The 19,815-nt window shown below is 67.3% G+C and carries 19 protein-coding genes and 1 pseudogene; 12 read left to right on the forward strand and 8 right to left on the reverse strand.

The features are described from left to right. Positions 1-169 precede the first annotated feature (169 nt). The 3 genes and pseudogenes from ACNSN4_RS13840 (at position 170) to ACNSN4_RS13850 (ending at position 2,487) form a co-directional block, all read left to right on the forward strand. A pseudogene (locus ACNSN4_RS13840) lies at positions 170-916 on the forward strand (SDR family NAD(P)-dependent oxidoreductase). 91 nt (positions 917-1,007) lie between these two features. Further along, positions 1,008-1,352 carry a cupin domain-containing protein gene (locus ACNSN4_RS13845; RefSeq protein ID WP_418286430.1) on the forward strand — a complete coding sequence of 115 codons (345 nt, stop codon included), beginning with the start codon at positions 1,008-1,010 and terminating at the stop codon, positions 1,350-1,352. Between the two features lie 118 nt (positions 1,353-1,470). Continuing rightward, positions 1,471-2,487, forward strand: coding sequence for an alcohol dehydrogenase catalytic domain-containing protein (locus ACNSN4_RS13850; protein ID WP_418286431.1), 1,017 nt, complete (start codon positions 1,471-1,473; stop codon positions 2,485-2,487). A 30-nt stretch (positions 2,488-2,517) separates the two neighbouring features. Here the strand turns inward: ACNSN4_RS13850 and ACNSN4_RS13855 are convergent, their stop codons facing one another. Next, positions 2,518-4,032: an aldehyde dehydrogenase gene (locus ACNSN4_RS13855; RefSeq protein WP_418286432.1), complete on the reverse strand. Its 1,515-nt coding sequence runs from the start codon at positions 4,030-4,032 to the stop codon at positions 2,518-2,520. A 79-nt stretch (positions 4,033-4,111) separates the two neighbouring features. On the opposite strand from ACNSN4_RS13855, the gene ACNSN4_RS13860 reads away from it, so the two are divergent. After that, positions 4,112-4,522 (forward strand): VOC family protein, encoded by a 411-nt coding sequence (locus ACNSN4_RS13860; RefSeq protein WP_418286433.1) that lies wholly within the window; start codon positions 4,112-4,114, stop codon positions 4,520-4,522. Positions 4,523-4,630: 108 nt separating this feature from the next. On the opposite strand, the gene ACNSN4_RS13865 is transcribed toward ACNSN4_RS13860, so the two are convergent. From ACNSN4_RS13865 to ACNSN4_RS13875, 3 genes are all read right to left on the reverse strand, one after another. After that, complete coding sequence (locus tag ACNSN4_RS13865; protein WP_418286434.1) at positions 4,631-5,587, reverse strand: 3-hydroxyacyl-CoA dehydrogenase family protein; 957 nt, start codon at positions 5,585-5,587, stop codon at positions 4,631-4,633. A 3-nt stretch (positions 5,588-5,590) separates the two neighbouring features. Next, positions 5,591-5,989 (reverse strand): VOC family protein, encoded by a 399-nt coding sequence (locus tag ACNSN4_RS13870; protein WP_418286435.1) that lies wholly within the window; start codon positions 5,987-5,989, stop codon positions 5,591-5,593. 110 nt (positions 5,990-6,099) lie between these two features. After that, a complete protein-coding gene (locus tag ACNSN4_RS13875; protein ID WP_418286437.1) occupies positions 6,100-6,942 on the reverse strand; it encodes an NAD(P)-dependent oxidoreductase in 843 nt (280 codons plus the stop codon). 261 nt (positions 6,943-7,203) lie between these two features. Between ACNSN4_RS13875 and ACNSN4_RS13880 the strand changes: the two genes are divergently transcribed. After that, positions 7,204-7,377, forward strand: coding sequence for a hypothetical protein (locus ACNSN4_RS13880; RefSeq protein ID WP_418286438.1), 174 nt, complete (start codon positions 7,204-7,206; stop codon positions 7,375-7,377). After that, positions 7,374-9,575, forward strand: coding sequence for an acetate--CoA ligase family protein (locus ACNSN4_RS13885; protein WP_418286439.1), 2,202 nt, complete (start codon positions 7,374-7,376; stop codon positions 9,573-9,575). The genes ACNSN4_RS13880 and ACNSN4_RS13885 overlap by 4 nt, the downstream gene beginning before the upstream one ends. Positions 9,576-9,637: 62 nt before the next feature. Here the strand turns inward: ACNSN4_RS13885 and ACNSN4_RS13890 are convergent, their stop codons facing one another. Then, positions 9,638-10,735, reverse strand: a complete 1,098-nt coding sequence (locus ACNSN4_RS13890) for a zinc-binding dehydrogenase (protein ID WP_418286440.1) — start codon at positions 10,733-10,735, stop codon at positions 9,638-9,640. 134 nt (positions 10,736-10,869) lie between these two features. Here ACNSN4_RS13890 and ACNSN4_RS13895 point away from each other — a divergent pair, with 134 nt between their 5' ends. Then, positions 10,870-11,946, forward strand: a complete 1,077-nt coding sequence (locus tag ACNSN4_RS13895) for a cupin domain-containing protein (RefSeq protein WP_418286441.1) — start codon at positions 10,870-10,872, stop codon at positions 11,944-11,946. 43 nt (positions 11,947-11,989) lie between these two features. Here ACNSN4_RS13895 and ACNSN4_RS13900 read toward each other — a convergent pair whose 3' ends face one another. The 3 genes from ACNSN4_RS13900 to ACNSN4_RS13910 form a co-directional block, all read right to left on the reverse strand. After that, on the reverse strand, positions 11,990-12,868 hold the full coding sequence (locus ACNSN4_RS13900; protein WP_418286442.1) for an alpha/beta fold hydrolase: 879 nt from the start codon (positions 12,866-12,868) through the stop codon (positions 11,990-11,992). Positions 12,869-12,977: 109 nt separating this feature from the next. Next, the gene (locus ACNSN4_RS13905) at positions 12,978-13,640 is read right to left on the reverse strand and encodes an aspartate/glutamate racemase family protein (RefSeq protein ID WP_418286443.1); all 663 of its coding nucleotides are present in this window, start codon (positions 13,638-13,640) and stop codon (positions 12,978-12,980) included. Beyond that, on the reverse strand, positions 13,637-14,437 hold the full coding sequence (locus tag ACNSN4_RS13910; RefSeq protein WP_418286444.1) for an SDR family oxidoreductase: 801 nt from the start codon (positions 14,435-14,437) through the stop codon (positions 13,637-13,639). The genes ACNSN4_RS13905 and ACNSN4_RS13910 overlap by 4 nt, the downstream gene beginning before the upstream one ends. Before the next feature lie 101 nt (positions 14,438-14,538). Between ACNSN4_RS13910 and ACNSN4_RS13915 the strand changes: the two genes are divergently transcribed. From ACNSN4_RS13915 to ACNSN4_RS13935, 5 genes are all read left to right on the forward strand, one after another. After that, positions 14,539-15,417, forward strand: coding sequence for an isocitrate lyase/PEP mutase family protein (locus ACNSN4_RS13915; RefSeq protein ID WP_418286445.1), 879 nt, complete (start codon positions 14,539-14,541; stop codon positions 15,415-15,417). Between the two features lie 210 nt (positions 15,418-15,627). Continuing rightward, on the forward strand, positions 15,628-16,041 hold the full coding sequence (locus ACNSN4_RS13920; protein WP_418286446.1) for a VOC family protein: 414 nt from the start codon (positions 15,628-15,630) through the stop codon (positions 16,039-16,041). 126 nt (positions 16,042-16,167) lie between these two features. Further along, positions 16,168-16,974, forward strand: coding sequence for a hypothetical protein (locus ACNSN4_RS13925; RefSeq protein ID WP_418286447.1), 807 nt, complete (start codon positions 16,168-16,170; stop codon positions 16,972-16,974). A gap of 42 nt (positions 16,975-17,016) precedes the next feature. After that, the gene (locus ACNSN4_RS13930) at positions 17,017-18,300 is read left to right on the forward strand and encodes a ribulose-bisphosphate carboxylase large subunit family protein (protein WP_418286448.1); all 1,284 of its coding nucleotides are present in this window, start codon (positions 17,017-17,019) and stop codon (positions 18,298-18,300) included. Positions 18,301-18,319: 19 nt separating this feature from the next. Next, positions 18,320-19,738, forward strand: coding sequence for a four-carbon acid sugar kinase family protein (locus tag ACNSN4_RS13935; protein WP_418286449.1), 1,419 nt, complete (start codon positions 18,320-18,322; stop codon positions 19,736-19,738). Positions 19,739-19,815 lie beyond the last annotated feature (77 nt).

Below are 19,815 nucleotides of genomic sequence, written 5' to 3' on the forward strand. Positions count from 1 at the left end.
TGGAGCGTTTGTTGTCGAGTCGCTTCCTTGGACGATATCCGCTGCTCGTGACTGGCACGCGAGACGCTGGCTCCAGTCTCGGTTCGCGCACCGGTTTTCGCTCGTGAGCGCACCGGATCGACAGTACAGCTAAATAGCAACGCGAGAAACGAAACGGTCGGCGGCGCAACTGCTAGACGGAGATACGACGCTCGTTACCGGCGCCCGTCGTGGCATCGGCCGAGGGATCGCGACGGAACTGGCGAGACACGGCTTCGATGTCGCCGTGAACGGCATCAACGGGGAGACGGCAGCGTCGACGGCCGATGACCTCGCGGACGCCTTTGACACCCGTACGCTCGCAGTCCCTGGTGACGTTACGGACGTGGAGGACGCTGCGCTCATAATCAAGGACACTGTCGACGCATTCGGTGGGATCGATGTGTTCGTGAACAACGCTGCAATCATCACTCCCGATTCGTACGAGGAAATCGACTCGGTGTCTTGGAACCAGGTGCTCAACGTGAATCTCGGCGGCGTCCAGAAGTGCATGGCGGCGGCCTACGACGAGCTCAAGGGCGGCGGCCGAATCGTTAACATCGCGTCTACGGCTGGCCTCCGCGTGAGCCTCCTCGCTGGCGCACACTAGACGTCCTCGAAGTGGGGCGTTATCGGATTGACGAAGCACGTCGCATACGAGGGCGGTGCGGTCGGGATCAGAGCGAACGCCGTCTGTCCGGGCGCGACCGAGACCGAGCGCATCGCGGAGATGACCGACCCGGAGGAGCGCGCGGAATCCGCTCGCGAGGAGTTCCCGCTCGGGCGGTGGGGCACCCCGGAGGACGTCGGGAAGGCGACGGTGTTCCTGGCGTCGGACCTCTCCGCGTTCGTGACCGGCGTGGCGCTACCGGTCGACGGCGGGTTTACCATCCTCTGATCCGCGGGTTACGTTCGCGTCGACTTGCAACTGGGGCGCACCGGTCTGTCACGGGCGGTAGCGATATGTTGCTGGCTCGCAATGCGCGTGTATGGACTTGGTTACCAACGACTTGTCCGACGAGGTCGAGGTGAAGCCCGGTGTGTACTTGGCGCAGCTCGCCGGCGGCGAAGAGATGAGTATCCAACACGTCCGCATGGCGTCTGGCGGACACGTGCCGGAGCACGAGCACCACCACGAACAGCTCGGGTTCGTCTACCAGGGCGAGCAGACGTTCATCCTCGAGGACGGCGAGGAGGTCACCGCCGGCCCCGAGGAGTCGTACTGGCTGAAGAGTCACGAGGTCCACGCCGCGGAGAACCAAGGAGACGAGGAGATGCTCGCCATCGACGTCTTCGCTCCGCCGCGGCACTCACCGAACTGGCTCGAGGACTGAACCGACGCACCGCATCGAGTGATCCGTCGTCGTCTGCGGCACGGCGACGCTGGCCTGGAGCCGATTCGCGTTGTCGCGACACCCTAGCTTTATCGACCGGTCGCGTGTACGGGATGCCATGCAAGCTGCAGCATACACGTCGCTCGGAGAGTCGGGTACGATCGAAGTGATAGACCTATCTGCCCTCGAACCGGAGCCGGCGGAGGCCGTCGTGCGCGTCGAGGCCTGCAGCGTCAACCACCGTGACCTCTGGAACCTAGAGGGCGCCCAGGGCGTCGCCGAAGACGACCTGCCGTACGTCGGCGGGTCCGACGTCGCTGGCGTCGTCGACGCAGTCGGCGACGACGTCGACGCTGTCGCGCCCGGCGACCGCGTCGTCCTCAACCCGGTCGAGTCGTGCGGGACGTGTCGGTTCTGCCGGGACGGCGCCGAGAACCGCTGCGAGAACTTCGGTATCTACGACGGCGGGTTCGCCGATCTCGCGCGCGTCGACGCCACGCGTCTCGTCCACGTTCCGGACGCCGTCGACCTCGTGGACGCCGCCGCCCTCCCGATCGCGTACATGACCGCGTACCACATGATCCGGCGGGCCGGCGTCGAACCCGGAGACCTCGCGTTCGTCCCGGGCGCGACCGGCGGCGTCGGCGTCGCCGCCGTCCAGTTGCTTGACGCCGGCGGCGCACGCTCGATCGCGACGTCGACCAGCGCGGAGAAGGTCGACCACCTGACCGCGCTCGGCGCGGATTACACGATCCAGTCCGCCGATGTCGAGGAACTCCGCGAGGGCGTCGAGGCCGTTGGCCCGGTCGACGTCACCCTCAACCACCTGGGCGGCGAGTACACGGCGCTCGGTCTCGAGGTGCTCGACCGCGGCGGCAAGATGGTGATCTGCGGGCGGACGGTTTCCCGCCGCTCGGAGATCGACATTCGCGACCTCTACTGGGACCACAAGCGCGTCATCGGGAGCACGATGGGGACCCAAGTCGACCTCGCTCGCCTCGTTGACCTGCTCGCGGCCGGTCAATTTGAGCCCGCGGTCGGCGAAACGTATGCACTCGGGGATATTACCGACGCCTTCGCCGCGATCGGCGACCGGTCGGCGTTTGGGAAACAGGTCGTCAAGCCACAAGAGTAACCGGACCGTTCGCCGTTGGTGATCGACCACTCACCCGAGTCTGAACGGGTCTGACACCTCCTCAGAGAGGTCGATCCAGACGCTCTTGGTCTGCATGTACTCCTCCAGGCCCTCCTCGCCCTGCTCGCGACCGATACCGCTGTCCTTGTACCCGCCAAAGGGCGACGCGTACGACACCATTCGGTACTCGTTCACCCAGATGGTACCCGCCTCGAGCCCGTCTGCGACGCGGTGAGCTTTTGCGACCGAATTCGTCCAGACGCCAGCCGCGAGCCCGTAATCCGTGTCGTTCGCGAGCGCGATCGCTTCCGCTTCGGTGGCGAACGGGATAACCGCCAAAACCGGCCCGAATATCTCCTCCTGGACGACCTGCATGTCGTTCTCGACGTCGATCAGGACGGTCGGCTCGATGAAACACGTCCCCGGCTGGCTCGACGGCTGCTCGCCGCCGTACGCGACCGTCGCACCCTCCTCGACAGCCAGGTCCACGTAGCCTTTCACGCGTTTGTACTGGTTCCGGAACGCGAGCGGCCCCATCTGCGTCGACTCCTCAAGGGGGTCGCCGAGCTCGATCGCCGCCGCCCGGTCCACGAGCCTGTCGACGACCTCGTCGTAGACATCCTCGTGGACGAGCGCGCGGGAGCCGGCGACGCACGTCTGGCCCGTCGCCGCGAAGATGCCCTTTACGATCCCGTTCAGGACGTTGTCGAGGTCGGCGTCAGCGAACACGACGTTCGGATTCTTCCCGCCGAGCTCCAGTGAAACGGGTGTGAGGCGCTCGCCCGCGGTGCTCGCGATCTGACGACCGACAGCCGTGCTTCCGGTGAACGACAGCTTGTCGACGTCCTCGTGGTCCGTCAGCGCCGTCCCCGCGCCTTCGCCGTATCCCGGGACGACGTTGAACGTGCCGTCGGGGAGGGACGTCTCCGCCGCGAGCAGTTCGGCGAACCGGAGCGCGCTGACGGGCGTCTCCTCGCTGGGCTTGTGGACGAACGTGTTCCCGGCGGCGAGCGCGGGCGCGAGCTTCCACGTGAGCAGCAACAGCGGCGAGTTCCAGGGTGTGATCGCGCCGACGACCCCGAGGGGCTCACGCGTCGTGTAGTTCAGGACGTCGCCACCTTTGTTCTCGACCGGGATCGTCCGCCCTTCGAGCGTCCGGCACTGGCTCGCGTAGTAGCGGTACCACTCCGCCGCCGCGTTCATCTGTGGTTTCATCTCCCGGAGCAGCTTCCCGTTCTGTCGCGTCTCCAGTTCGCCGAGCTCCGCGTCGTGCTTGTCCAAGACGTCGGCGATCTCGTGGAGGACTACCGCTCGGTCGCTCGGGAGGGTGTCGCGCCACTCGCGTTCGAACGCGTCGCGGGCGGCCTGGACCGCGACGCCGACGTCCGCCTCGGTCCCGTTCGGGACGGTCGCCCACGCCTCGTCGTCGTACGGCGACCCAACAGTAATGCGCTCGTCACCCGTGGACTCCTGGAAGGCGCCGTCGATGAAGAGATCGTACTCCGCGAGCGTCGCTCCCGACTGCTTGCTGGGTTCGTCTGCCATACATTACTGTGGCGACAAGTGGACATAAAACCAGGTCCCCCGTGGGAACTCTCAAGTGGGCTGGCGTGGAATCACGGGTATGTTCGAGGGCGTACACCACGTCGGACAGATCGTGGACGACATCGAGGAGACGAAGGCGTTCTACGAGGACGTGCTCGACGGCACCGTCACGAGCTCCGGAAGCGTCGACGGGAAGGTCGACGTCGCGTTCGTGGAGCTCCCCGAGTACCGGACCGAACTGATCTGCCGCCACGAACGCGGCACGTACCTCGACGATCTCCTGGACGAACTCGTCGCGAAGCCCGAGTCCCACGTCGCGTTCGTCGTCGACGACATCGCCGCAGCGATGGCGACGTTCGAGGACGCCGGCTACCCCATGCACGACGAGGAACCCGTAGACGGGCTCGGTCCCTACGTTCGCGCGTTCGTCGAACCGAGCGAGGTCCCCGGGATGCCGATCGAGCTCGTCGAGGAGCGCGTCGAGGACTGACGACCCGAATCGAGCTCTTCTCTAGTCGCACACGAGAGCGGAAAAATGCCCCGCCAGCGAGCGCCGGCAGGAGTGAGATACCGTTTTTTCGACGGTTGATACCGTTTATCAGCCGTCGTCTGCGCCAACGAACTCGCCTCGAGCCTCGCGCAGCGCCAGGATGGTACGATCGCGTTCCTCCAGCACGGCGTCGGGCGACTGGTCGTACTCGTAGAAGCCGGCGCCGTCTTGGACGCCGTTCCGGCCGGCATCGATGTACTCGTCAAAGAGGTCGCTCGCCTCGTCGTCGGTGCTGAGGTGGGGGTAGAGGTCGTTCGAGATGGCCTGAAACAGGTCCAGGCCGCTGAGATCGACGGTCTCGAACGGGCCGACGACGGCCGTCCGAAGCGCGTAGCCGTCGCGGACGGCCGCGTCGACGTCCTCGATGGACGCGATGCCCTCGTCGACGATGTGCATGGCTTCGCGCAGCACCGCGAACTGAATGCGGTTCCAGACGAACCCCGGGACGTCGCGTTTGACGACGATCGGGTTCCGGTCGACGGACTCGACGAACGAGACGACGCGCTTGACGGTCTCGTCGCTGGTGTCCGCGCCGCGAACGACTTCGACGAGCGGCATCAGGTACGGCGGATTCCACCAGTGACAGCCGACGACGCGGTCAGCGGCCTCCGGCACCGCCTCGGCGATGTTCGAGATCTGGATGCTCGACGTGTTCGATGCGAGCACCGCGTCGTCGGGCGCTGCCGCGGCGACGTCCGCGAAGATCTCGTGTTTGATTTCGAGGTTCTCGGAGACGCTCTCGATGACGATGTCGGCGTCCGCGACGCCCTCGTCCTGGTCGAGCGTCAGGTCGATCGAAGAGAGCACGTCGTCGGGGTCCGCGTCGACACCGGCGGCGTCACGGAGGAACTCGACGGCGTCGAGTATCCGGGCACCCGCCTCGTCGAGGTTCGACTGTCGGTGGTCGATGAGCGTGACGTCGCACCCCGCGAGCGTGAAGTGCGTCGTCAACCCGTTCCCCATAATGCCGGCGCCGATGACGGCGATCGTCGGTTGGTCCGGCATCGCTCAGTACTCTTCGACGATCTGCGTCGGGACGAGCGTGTCTCGCTCGTCGAGCGTGACGACCTCCCAGTCGTAGCCCTCCTGTGGTTCGTCGTCCTTCACGCGGATGCCGCGGGATTCGAGTTCCGCCATGCTCTCGCGGATGTCATCGACCTCGAACGCGATGTGGAACCAGCCCTCGCCCTGTTCCTGGAGGACGTCGTACGTCCATCCCTCGTCGCCGAGCGGTTCGATGAGTTCGACGATGTTGTCGCCGGCGTTGTAGAGGGCGACGTCCATCGAGAACGCGCCCGTGACCTCGTCGCGGTTGACGAGCGTCATGTCGTAGTTGGCTTCGAATCGGTCCATTGCGTCTTCGATGTCTTCGACGACGAACGCGATGTGGTGGATCTTGGTGAACATAGTGTGGTGTTGTGGTGTCTCGTTGGTCGATCTGTGATTCCGTGCGGCGTTGGGGTCGGTCGGCGATTCAGCGTTGATTGGCGATTCGGTGTCGGTTGGCGTCGTGGATGTCAGAGCTGAAAGACGGCGGTAACGTCTCTGTCGGCGAGTCCGTCGCGCTTCGCCTCGACGTACTTCTGCATCGCGGCGGCGCCTATCGGGACCGGAACGTCGAGCTCGATGGCGGCCTCGATCATAAGGCGGAGGTCCTTGTGCTGGAGGTTGATCTCGAACCCCGGCTCGTAATCCTCCTCGATATAGCGGTCGCCCCACGTCTCGAGCACCCACGAGGAGCCAGCGCTCTCGACGAGGACGTCCCGAAGCGTCCCGCGGTCGATGCCGTTCGCGTCGCCGAACCGGAACGCTTCCGCGACGAGGGCGGTCTGTGCACCGACGAGGAGTTGGTTCGCGAGCTTGACGGTCTGACCGGCGCCGATCGATCCGACGTGGAACACCGTCTCCGCCATCGGCTCGAACAGCGCTCTCGCCTCGTCGACGTCGCCCTCGTCGCCGCCGACGATGACCGAGAGCGTCCCCGCTTCGGCGCCGGACACGCCACCGCTGACGGGCGCGTCGACCGTCCGAATCCCCTTCTCGGCGGCGAGTTCGGCAACGGATTCGCTGGTGAGCGGGTCGATCGAGCTCATGTCGACCCACAGCCCGCCCTCGTCCATCGCTGGCAGCAGCGCTTCGGCGACGCCGAGGACCTGCTCGGGCGTGCGCAGCACCGTGATCGCGACGTCGGCGTCGGCGACGGCATCTGCGATCGAGTCCGCAGTCCCGCCGCCGGCGTCCGCCAGCGCGCGTTTCCGTTCGTCGTCCAGATCGGCGCCGACGACGTCGAACCCGTCCTCGACGAGGTTCCGTGCCATCGGGAGTCCCATCCGGCCGAGGCCGACGAATCCGACAGTCATCGGTCAACTCGCCCGAGTTCGTGAGTACTGATATCCATGCTCATGTATCAAGCGCTCGCTGTGCTATCGCGAACACGCGGTCGTGTCCGCCTTCCATACGCAGTCGTGTGACTACGTCGCAACGAGCAGTGTAGTGGACACGATCCCGGCTATTAACTCTTGCTGTAGTGGCGATACGACGCCACGGAGCGGGTCACACGCCCGCCGGGGGCCCGCTGGGACGCATGGGTTTTTATTTCCGCGAGGGCGATTCCATAGTGTATGTCGAGCAGTATTCACGACACGGACGCGTTCGGGATCGATGACGCCGTCCTGCCGACCGATGAGGACGCCAACACGACTCCGCTCACCGACGCGGACGCCGACCGCACTCGCGTCCACGCCGGCGGGCCGTCCGACCGTCACGAAGCGGGCCGTCGGTGGTGGTGGCGATGACCGGCGACGAGAGCGACGGAATCACCGAGACCGGGGGGAGCGGCGGATCCCACCGGTCGGACCTCGACCCGCTACTTGCACCCGATTCAGTCGCGGTCATCGGCGCGAGCCCCGACAACTGGTACTCCGGACAGCTCGTGGACAACCTCCTCGAGTACGGGTACGACGGTCGGGTCTACCTCGTCAACCCCGGACGCGACGAGGCCTGGGGAATGCCCTGCTACGACGACGTCGCCGCGCTCCCCGAGACCGTCGACCTCGTGGTCCTGAGCGTCCCGCGCGCGGTCACCGTCGACGTCCTCCGAGAGGCGGGCGAACGCGGCGTGCCAGCCGCGCTCGTCATCACCGCCGGGTTCGCCGAGGCCGACGCGGAGGGCGAACGCCTCCAGACCGAGCTCGTCGACGTCGCCGACGAGTACGACGTGCGGGTCGCGGGGCCGAACTGCATCGGGCTGGCGAACGTGGTCGAGGGGACGGTGCTCACGAGCACGTGCTCGCGCGAACCGGAACTCGGCTCCATCGGCCTCGCGAGTCAATCGGGCGCGCTCGCGTTCACGACGTTCTTCGAGCGTGCGGCCGACGAGGACGTCGGGTTCTCGCACATCGTCTCGACGGGGAACGAGGCCGCGCTTTCGGTGACGGATATCGTCGAGTACCTCGGCGCGCAGGACGCCGTCGACGTGGTCTGCGCGTACGTCGAGGGGCTCGACGACCCGCGCCGGTTCGTCCGCGCGGCCGACGAAGCCCTCCGGAGTGGAACACCGGTCCTCGCCGTGAAGGTCGGGCAGTCCGCGGTCGCCGAAGCCGCGATCCTCTCGCACACCGGTTCGGTCACGGGGAGCGACGACGTCTGGGCGGGCGCGTTCGCACAGGTCGGCATCGAGCGCGTCCCCGACATTCCGGACCTGCTCGGTCGCGCGAAGGCCCACGCCGCGTTCGACCCGCCGGGGTCCGACCGCGTCTGCATCGCGTCCACCAGCGGCGGGATGGGGAGCCTGCTCGCCGATATGGCCGCCGAGCACGGCCTCGACCTTCCCGCCGTCGAGGGCGACACCGAGCGCGCGCTGCTCGACATGGAGGACCTCCTGACGTTCGGTGGCCTTCACAACCCCGCCGACATCCGCGGTCAGGGCGTCAACGTCCTGCCGGAGGTCGCCGATATCTTGTTCGCCGACGACGCCTTCGACGCCTACGTATTCGCGATCGGGCTCCCCGCCGTCGGCGAGGACGCCGACGCCATCGCGGACTCGCTGCTCGCGGTCGCCGACGCCGCGTCCGACCCCGTCCTGTTCCTCTGGACCGGCCGGAAGGAGCCGATCGAGGCTGGCGGCGTCCAGCCCTACGAGCGCGTCCGCCAGCGAACGCCGCTGTACTACGACCCGGGTCGCTGCATGGACGCCGTCGCCTCCCTCGTCCGCGCCGGCGAGAACGCGGATCGACTCGCGGAGCGCCCGTCGCGCGCAACGCTCGAACGCGATGTCGACACGATCAACGGCGATGGCGACGTCGACGCATCGGAGGCCCTGTCCGGCATCGACCTCCCGTCGAACGACGTGCTCTCGTGGACGCAAGCGGCCGCGCTGCTCGACGCATTCGGCATCGACGTGCACCCGACCGCGCTCGCGACCGACGCGACCGAAGCCGCGAACGCGGCCGCCGACTTCGGGTTCCCGGTCGTGCTGAAGATCGACTCCCCGGACGTCCCGCATCGCACCGACGCCGACGCGGTCCAAGTCGGTCTCGAGGACGCCGCTGCGGTCCGCGAGGCGTACGAAACCGTCGTCGCGAACGCGCGAGCGCACGCGCCAGACGCGCGTATCGAAGGCGTGCTCGTCCAGCCCCACGACGAGGGCGGCGTGGAGACGCTCGTCGGCGCCACCCGCGACGATGCGTTCGGCCCCGTCGTCACCGTCGGCTCCGGCGGCGTGGCCGTCGAACTCCACGACGACGTGGCCGTTCGCGTCGCGCCGCTCTCGAACGAAGACGCACACGACGCTATCGAATCGACGACGCTCGACGAGCAACTCGGCGGCTACCGCGGTGACCCGTCCCGGGACGCCGGCGCACTCGCCGATCTCGTCGTGCGGGTCGGCCGACTTGCCGCGACGGTCGACGGCGTCGCCGAACTCGACCTGAACCCGGTCGTCGTCCACGAGGACGACGTCTCCGTCGTGGACGCGCTCGTTCGGACGAACTGACCGACGCTTTCGGCCACGTCGAGAGACTGTGGGTCACCGCAGGAGCAGGAAACGTTACGGCGTCAGCGGGGGAGCAGCGTCGCTCGCGTGATCTCCCGAGAGTCCGATTGCTGGAGCGCGTCGTTCACGTCCATGAGATCGAACTCCGCGTCGATGAGGTCCTCGTAGGGATACGCGTCGGTCTGCTCGTCGAGGAACACGAGCGCGCGGTGGAGGTACCACGGATCGTATCGCACCACGGCCGTGATGTCGACGGACTTGCGGGTGAGGAGTCCGGGGTCGAAGTCTGCCATCGCGCCGGGCGTGACGTTCCCCATCTCCAAGTAGCGGCCGCCGTCACGCAGGAGACTTATCCCCTCCGCGAACGCCTCCGGGACGCCCGCGACCTCGACGCCGACGTCGGCGCCGACGCCGTCCGTGAGGTCGTGGACGCGTTCCGCGCGGGCGTCGACCGTGTCGTACTCGCGGAAGTCGACGACGTGGTCGACGCCGAACTCGCGGCCGCGCTCGATGCGGCCGTCGACGCCCTCGATGAGGATCGTCTCCGCACCCTGCTCGTTCGCGTACGCGATCGCGTTCAGACCGAGGCCGCCGCCGCCCTGGACGACGACGCTGTCGCCGTACTCGACGCCGGTCTCGTCGAGGCCGAACATCACCTGCGAGAGCGCGCAGTTCGCGCCGGCCGCGATGCCGGGGTCGAGCCCGTCGGGTATCTTGAAGAAGTACTGGTCCTGGTGGATCACGTAGTGCGTCCCGAACGTCCCGTGGAAGTGCGGCGGTTCCTCCGGTGACCGCGACCAGTACTCGTAGACGTTCTCGCAGAGGTGGAACTGCCCGTTCAGACACGCCGAACACTTCCGGCACGTGAGGTAGTAGACGGGCGCGATGAGGTCGCCCTCTTCGACGGGCTCGCCGGCGTAGTCGGTCTCGACGCCATCGCCGAGGGCGTCGATCCGACAGAGCGCCTCGTGGCCGAGCGACCCCTCCTTGACTTCAGGGTGGTTCCCTCGCCAGATGTGTAGCTCCGACCCGCAGACGTTCGCGCGCTCGACCGTCGTCACGACCTCACCCGGTTCCGGGTCCGGAACTGGGTACTCCCTGAACTCGATGCGCCCCGGTTCTACGAGATACGCGACCGTCCCCATCTCTTTGCTTGGCATAGTCTACCGTGTGACACGGAAGAGGATTATTCTTTGCACTGACGAACCGACGCTACAGGCCTGTTCCTTCGAACGCCGGTTTGCGGGTAACCCGCACGAACGCTTAATGTGGTTGGAATCGACGATGGTATCGAATGCCAGTCGAAATCGACTCCGACGGCGATCCCTTCAGGTCGACCGGCGAACGACCGGAGGCGAGCGTCGTTCGATTCGACGACACCGAACCGAGCACCCGGCACGCGTCGGCCGTCGGCTGTAACTTCGACCACCTCGTGTGGGAGTACGAACTCCCGGCGTCGCGGTGGTTCGACCGCGGCCGTCTCCGCCGGCTCGATCCGGGAGAGTACACCGACTTCCAGTCGCATCGGGCGGACGTCGAGGGACCCGTCGAGCGGGTCGTCCGCGTCGTCTCGGGACGGGGCGTGCTGCGCACTGAACGGCGAGACGAACCGCTCGAGCGGTTCGACCTCGTCACCGTCCCGACGGGCGCGGCCTCCCAGTTCGGGAACACCGGCACCGAGGAGCTGTGGCTCGCGTCGTGGCTGTCCGTGGGTGACGACGACCTCGACGAGGCGTCGACGCTCGAACCAGCGGCACGAACGGGCGCTCGCGAGGAGTACGAGCGCATCATGACCGCACGGACGGCCGAGGGGCTGCAGACCGCACCCGGATACACCGGCGACTACGAGGGCGACCCGGACGAGGGCCGCCCGGAGCCGACGGTCACGCGGTTCGAGGAGTCGATGCCGAAGGTGTTCCACGAGGCCCCCGAGGTCGGTTGCAACGCCGACCGCCCCGATTGGATCACGACGACCGAGGACCTGGAGTGGTTCTCCGACAGCGTCGTCATGCGGATGGAGCCCGGCGCGTACACGAGTCTCCATACGCACTTCGACAACGAGGGCCCGCACGAGGAGATCTACTGGGTGCTCTCGGGCGAGGCGCGCCTCGTGACGGAGTACCGGGACGAACGGATGCGCCAGTTCGACTGCGCCTTGTTCCCGACGAACACCCCGCACTCGATCGGGAACTTCGGGGTGGAAACGCTCTGGATCGGCGCGTGGGGCGCTCGCGGCGGCCGAGAGGGCGAGTTCGAGCTCGACGATCTTGAGGTCTCGGAGCGACCCGGACAGACCGAGGAGTACGAGCGCGTGATGGCTGCCCGAAAGAAACGCGGACTGTCGACGCCCGCGTGGGTGGCGTTCGACTGAGGCGGCTCGCGCGGTCGGTTCTCAGGCGGCGCGGCCCCGTCGCTCAGTCGAGTCTCCCGAAGAACGACTCGATCTCGGCGTTCGCCTGCGCGGGCTTCTCGTGGTGGAGGAAGTGCCCGGCGTCCGGGACGGTGTCGAGCTCGTAGTCGGCGAAGTATTCGCCGAGCCGGTCGGCCCACGCGGAGTCCACGATCGGGTCGAGTTCGCCCCAGAGGATCCGCGTCGGGACCTCGATGCGGTCCATCTCAGGTGCGCCGTCGCGCATCAGGTCCTTTCGCGCGTCGTCGGCGGCGACGTACCAGTTGAATCCACCCTGAAGGTTTCCCTCCTGCATGTAGGTGTCCACCCAGGCCTCGCGGTCCTCGGCGTCGAACGTCGACGGGTCGCCCGCCCAATGGTCGAGGAAATGCCCGATGTACGTTTCGCAGGCCTCACGACTAGATCCGACGAGGTCCGCGGCCCACGGCTGTTGGTTGAACGATTGGTACCAGATCTCGTTGATGTGCTCGGGGTCCCGCCAACGCTCGCCGATGCCCGGGTACGGCGTGTCGAAGAGGAAGAGCCCGCGGAGTACGTCCGGGCGCTGGCGCGCGATCTCCTGACCGACGTACGCGCCGAGGTCGTGGCTCACGAAGCCGAACTCGTCGATGTTCAATTCGGCGGCGAGCGCCAGCACGTCCTCGACGTGCGCGTCGACGCCGTACCCCTCCTCGGCGGGAACGTCGGGGTTCTCGGAGTCGCCGAACCCGCGGAGGTCGGGGGCGATAACGTCGAACGACTCCGCGAGCGCCGGGACGTTCTTCCGCCACGCACGCCAGAACTCCGGCCACCCGTGCACCAGGAACAGCGGGAACCCCGACCCCTCGCGGACGTAGTGCAGTTCGATCCCGTTCGCCTGCGCGTACTCGTGGTTGAACGACATGTTCCTGTTCGAGTACACGACCAGGGGGCGTATAGCTGTGCCCCGCGGCACTCTGCTTCTCAGAAGTGACGAGGCACCCCCTCCAGTCGAACGAGCGGTTCGTTCGAGGTCAGGTGCTCGCGCTAGCGAGTTCGGCGACGCGCTTCATCGCAAGGTCCGGACTGGAGAGCAACGGCACGCTCACGCGCTCGGACAGCGAGGGCTCCAGGTGACTCATCGACGCCTGCGCGAGCACGACGACGTCGACGTCGTCGGCGAGATCCTCGACGGCCGCGGAGACGAGTTCGTCGTGCGTCTCGCGGTCGCCCGCCCGTCGAGCCTCGAACGCGTCGTCCACGAGGACCGTTTCGACCGTCACGTCGCGACCGGCCGCCTCGCCCTTCCGTTCGATAAGCGCTCGGCTCGGACCGAGCGTCGAGGCCGCGGTCGCGACGACCGCGATCCGATCGCCGAGGTCGATGGCGCGCTCGGTCATCGGGTCGTCGATCTTCACGATGGGAACGTCGATGAGCGCCCGCGCAATGTCGACTGCCGGAGACGTGCTTGAACACGTGTCGAGGATGACGTCGGCGCCCCCGCGTTGTGCGAGCGAGAGCTGCGTGCAGATGCGCTCGGTGACGTTCGGCGTGAGCTCGCCCGCGTCGAGCATGTCGTCGAGAACGCTCTCGTCCACGGCGTGGTACCACTCGGCGTCGTCGAGGTGCTCGGCGGCGAGCTCCTCGAACCGCCCCGAGAGGGACGCGACCGTGTGGAAGAGCGCGACGCGAGTCATTTATCCTCGGACGATTCGATGCCGTGAGAGTTCGTCGCGCCCCCGTCGACGACGAGCGTCTCGCCGTTGACGAAGTCCGCGAGCGGACTGGCGAGGTAGAGCACGGCGTTGCCGATGTCCTGGGGTCTGCCGACGCGACCGAGGGGCGTCCGCGCGGCGTACCCCTCGGCCGCGTCCGTCTCGAACATCCCGAGGTCGTCGTGGGTCATGCTCGTCTCGACGACGCCCGGCGAGACGTCGTTCACGCGGATACCGTGCGATCCCAGCGACGCCGCGAGCGCGTACGTCATCAGGCGGAGCGCACCCTTTGACGAGCTGTAGACGACGCCGTTCCCGCGGCCGACGATGCCGGAGATACTCGCGATGTTCACGATGCTCCCCTCGCGGCCCGCGTCGACCATCCGCTCCGCGGCGAGCTGGGACGCGAAGAACGGCCCCTTCACGTTGATGTCCATGATGCGATCGAAGTCGGCCTCGGTCTCGTCGAGGAACTGCGTGTCCTCCGTGATGCCGGCGTTGTTGACGAGGATGCTGACGCCGCCGAGCGCCTCGGCCGCGTCGAACACCTCCTCGAGCTGGTCCATGTTCGTGACGTCGCACTCGACGAACTCGCCGCGCTGGCCGTGCTCGGACTCGACGAGTTCGTGCGTCGGCTCGCCGCCCTCTCTGGGCTCCTCTTGGATGTCCGCGACGACCACGTCCGCGCCGTGCTCGGCGAGGGTAGTGCTGATCGCTCGACCGTTCCCGCTCGCACCACCGGTGACTACCGCTACGTCGTCCGCTAACCAATCAGTCATTGTATCGCTTGGACTACTTGTGTGCTCCTTGTTAACTATTACGTTCATCACGAGGGCTGCGGCGGCGTACCTATATCATCGAGTCGGACGTATCCGGGCGTATGAGATCGACGAGTGTCCGTCGACGGCTCCGAGATTGCATCGGACGCGAAGAGATAGCGTACCTTCCGGGCGTCCACGACGCGCTCAGTGCGAAGCTGGCTGCCGAACACGCCGACGCGGACGGCCTCCAGCACTCGGGGTATGGCACCGCCGCCAGCCTCCTCGGGTACCCCGACCTGAACTTCACGTCGCTGAAGGAGACCGTCGACGTCGTGCGGAACGCGGTGCGGGCGGCAGGCGACACGCCGCTCGTCGCCGACGCCGACACCGGCTACGGTGGCGTCGCGAACGTCTCGCACGCGATAACCGAGATCGAGCAGACCGGCGCGGCGGGCGCGTTCATCGAGGATCAGGCGATGCCCAAGCAGTGCGGGCTCCTCGCGGGGAAGTCGCTCGTCACCGTCGAGGAGATGGTCGGGAAGGTCCGGGCCGCGGTCGACGCGCGAACGGACGACGAGTTCGTCGTCATCGCTCGCACCGACGCGTACGCCGACCACGGCGTCGACGAGGTCGTGCGACGCGGGAACGCGTACGCCGAGGCCGGTGCCGATGTCTTCCTGCTCGGCGAAGTCGCACCGCTCGATGACTTATCGGAGATCGCGGGCCGCGTCGACGTCCCGTTCTACGCGCTCGCGATCGAGACGACCAACGACGCGTTCGAGACGCGCCATCCGATCGACGCGTACGACGAGGCGGGCGTCGCTGTCGTGAGCGACGTCTCCGGGCTACTCCAGGTGTCGGTGACCGCGATGCAGCGCTACCTCGACTCGATGATGCGGACCGGTGACCACGAGATGGACACGATCCCGCTCGACGAGCTCTCCACGTTCCTCGGCGCCGAGGAGTACGCGGCGTTCGAGGCCGACCACACCCCCTGAACGGCTTCGTCGGTTCGTACTCGCGATTCGCTCGACGTCAGCAAACCCTAAGGTCCAGGGCGGTGAGCCTTAGGGTACGACTCCCGCGTGCGGGCGTTCGTCGCTCGACCCATCGAGCGTCGATCGACGGACGATCCCGTCGCCGGGAGTGGCCCAAATCGCTTCGAGGCGGCGTCGAGCGGCGAACCGTCTCCAGCGGACACACCACCAATGTTCAACAAGATCCACCACATCGCGTTCGTCGTCGAGGACATCGAATCGTCAATGACCAGCTTCGAGGAGAACTACGGGATGGAGCTCCTCACGCGCGGGGAGATGACCGCCCAGTACAAGATCCCTCAGGAGATAGACGTCGCGCTCTACCAAGCCGGGGACAACATCGTCGAGCTCATCGAGCCGCTCAGCGAGGAGGGCTGGACGTACGACGTCCTCCGAGAACAGGGCGACGGCTGGTTCCACATCGCGTTCGGCGTCGACGACATCCGCGAGGGGATGGCCGAACTCGAATCCCGCGGCATCCGCATCTGGGATGACGAGCCGTCCCAGGGGTTCGCCTGGAAGGTCGTCACGCTCGAACCCGAGGACACGCTCGTCCCGATGCAGCTCGTCGAGGAGACCGACTGACGTCGGCCACGCCGCGACCGTGCTCGGACTCGGCCGTATCGACAGGTCCGGAACCGGTCGCGTCGACGGGGGAGCGTTGCATCCGGGGAACATTTTATTATTACCGCGCGCGCAGTATGCGAGAGGATGCCAAGAGACATACGTATCGTCGACAGCATGACTCAACCCGACGACGCGACTGGGACCACGGTGATCACGGGCAGTCACGGCGGGATCTCCTCCGGCCGGTACGCCGCCAGCCTCGGCGTGTCGGGCGTCGTCTTCAACGACGCGGGCATCGGGCGCGACGAGGCCGGCATCGAGTCGCTTCCGTACCTCGACGATCTCGGCTGTCCCGCCGCGGTCGTCGACCACGAGACCGCACGCATCGCGGACGGCGTCGACATGGCGCGCAACGGCGAGATCAGTCGCGTGAACGATGTCGCCGCCGACCTCGGTTGCGAGCCCGGCCAGAACGCGCTCGACTGCGCCGCCACGATGCACGACGGCGACGTCGACCCCGTCTCCGGCGACGCCGACACCGACCTGACCGAGGTCGAGCTCGAGGGCGGCGACGTTCCCGTCTGGGCGGTCGACTCTATCGGCCTGATATCGGACCGCCACGAGGGCGCGATCACGATCGCCGGTAGTCACGGCGAGCGCCTGGCCGGCGAGTTCGAGACGTACGTCCCGACCGAGGTCGCTGGAATCACGCTCTACGACGCCGGCGTCGGCAAGGACGACGCCGGCATCGGCCGACTGGCGACGATGAACGACCGCGGAATCCCAGCCGCGGCGGTCGACGTCGACAGCGCGCACATCGGCGACGCCGTCTCCGCGTGGGAGGACGGCGTGCTCAGTCACGTCAACGACCGCGCCGCGAGCCTCGGCGTCGAACCGGGCGACACGCCCAAGGACTTCGCGAAGGCCGTGCGCGAGGACCGCGGGGTCTGACCGTGCCAGACCAACCAGACCGATGATGAACCGATCAAACCGATGACCGAGAGAACCACGCGTGACGACTCCCGGACGGAGGCGACGTACCTGATCGAGACGCCCCAGCCCGTCGAGCGGGTCGCGGAGATGATGGCTGGCGAACAGTCATCCGGGACGTTCGTCGACGTCCCCGGCGAGACCGACGCGCTCCGCGAGCGCCACGCCGCCCGCGTCGAGGCGACGACCGAGCTGGAGGCGGTGCAAGAACCGTCGCTCCCCGGGTCGAAACCCGCAGCTGACACGGACGATGTCTCGTACACGCGTGCGGAGGTCGTCCTCTCGTTCCCGCTCGAGAACACCGGGCCGTCGCTCCCGAACCTCATGACGACGGTCGCCGGGAACCTGTACGAGCTCCGGCCGCTCTCCGGGCTTCGACTCGTCGACCTCGACCTGCCCGACGTGTTCGCGGCCGAGAACCCCGGGCCGCAGTTCGGAATCGAGGGGACGCGCGAACTCGTCGACGTGCACGACCGCCCCATCATCGGGACGATCGTGAAGCCGAACGTCGGTCTCTCGCCCGCGGACACCGCCGAGGTCCTCGAGCCTGTCGTCGACGCGGGCCTGGACTTCATCAAGGACGACGAACTCATCGCGAGCCCACCGTACTCGCGCGTCGAGGAGCGCGTCGAGGCGGTGATGGACGTCATCGACCGCCACGAGGGCGAGACCGGCGACCGCGTCATGTACGCGTGCAACATCACGGGCACCGTCGACGAGATGCTCGAACGCCACGACGCCGTGAAGGAGGCCGGCGGGAACTGCGTGATGGTCAGCCTCCAGAGCGTCGGGCTCGCCGCGGTACAGACACTTCGCCAGGAAGCCGACCTCCCCATCCACGGTCACCGAAACGGGTGGGGCGCGCTCTCGCGATGCCCACGGCTCGGGTTCAGCTACGAGGCGTACCAGCAGTTCTGGCGACTCGCCGGCGTCGATCACCTCCACGTGAGCGGCCTTCGGAACAAGTTCACGGAGTCCGACGAGTCCGTGATCCGGTCGGCCAAGGCCGTCCAGCGCCCCATCGCCTCGCCCGACGACGTCGCGATGCCGGTGTTCTCCTCGGGCCAGTGGGCCGCGCAGGCACCGGGCACGTACGAGGCGCTCGGGAACACGGACCTCATGTACCTCGCCGGCGGCGGCATCCTCGGCCACCCGGACGGCCCCGGCGCGGGCGTCGCACACCTCAAACAGGGCTGGGAGGCCGCGATAAAGGGAATTTCGCTCGAAGAGTACGCGACTGACCACGACGCACTGCGCACCGCACTCGACTACTACGACAGAACATGACTGTAACCGACTCGAAGCCATGACAGACGAGACGACCCGTTCGACCGACGACGACCTCCTGATGGCGTTCTACGGGGACGACTTCACCGGGTCGACGGACGCACTGGAAGGTCTCGCTGACAACGGCGTCCGCGCACTGCTGTTCGTCGACGATCCGCCGACGCCCGCGGACCTAGAGCGGTTCGACGACCTGGACGCGCTCGGCGTCGCCGGTGCGAGTCGGTCGATGAACCCTTCAGAAATGACCGAGGAACTCCGGCCGACGTTCGCGGCGCTCGGCGACCTCGACGTCCCGATCGTCCACTACAAGGTCTGTTCGACGTTCGACTCCGCACCCGGCGTCGGCAGCATCGGTCGCGCCATCGACCTCGGGCAGGCCGAGTACGACGCCCCGGTGGTCCCGGTCTCGCAGGGGACGGAAGTGCCTCACGGTCGCTACGTCGCGTTCTCGAACCTCTTCGCGGTACAGGACGGCGAGACGTACCGGATCGACCGCCACCCGACGATGCGCGACCATCCCATCACTCCGATGCGGGAGAGCGACCTCCGTGATCACCTCGCCGAGCAGACCGACCGCTCTATCGGCCGTGTCGACGTCACGGACCTCGATTCCGTCGCTGCAGCGGACGCGGCGCTCGCGGATGCGAGCGAGGCGCACGAGATCGTCGTCTTCGACGCGCTCGACACCGACCACCTCGGGGTCATCGGGCGCCTGCTCTGGGAACGCGCGCGCGAGGCGTCCGGCCCGCTGTTCATGGTCGGGTCCTCCGGCGTCCAACATCATTCACTGGTGCACGCGTGGGAGGCCGACGGTCTCATCGACCGCGATGACCGACTCTACCGGAAGCGTGGCTCCGTCGACACGCTGCTCGTCGTCGCCGGGAGCGCGTCGTCGACGACGGCCACGCAGATCGATTGGGCGAGCGAGCACGGCTTCCTCGATATCCGTCTCGACACCGAGGCGCTGGTCGACCCGGACGCGGCCGCCGCCGCGCGCTCGACGGCGGTGGAGTCGGCGGTCGATGCCATCGAAAACGGACAGAGCGTCGTTCTCTACTCCGCTCGCGGTCCGGACGACCCGGCCCTGAAGAACACCCGCGAGTACTACGATTCGCTCGACGTCGACGGCACGCTGGAGACGCGGCTCGGACGCGAACAGGGCGCGATACTCCGCGAGGCCTTGGAGCGAACCGGGTTGACGCGGGCGTGCGTCGCCGGCGGCGACACGAGCAGTCACGCGATTCCGCAACTCGACATCCGCGCGCTCGAAGCGATCGCGCCCGTCGGTCCGGGCGCGCCGCTATGCCGCGTGCACGCCGACGAGTCGACGTTCGACGGCCTCGAACTCGCGCTCAAGGGCGGCCAGATCGGGACGCGGAACGAGGAGGCAGACTACTTCGGCGCCGTCCGCGACGGCGGCGTCGCCAGCGACGAGTGACCGCGCGGCGGCCCGCGGTGGCGGCGACCAATGACAACGCCGATACGGACCGCTGACGCCGTCCCTCGGAGGCATCT

The organism is Halorubrum marinum (assembly GCF_048381195.1).
Lineage (GTDB): Archaea > Halobacteriota > Halobacteria > Halobacteriales > Haloferacaceae > Halorubrum.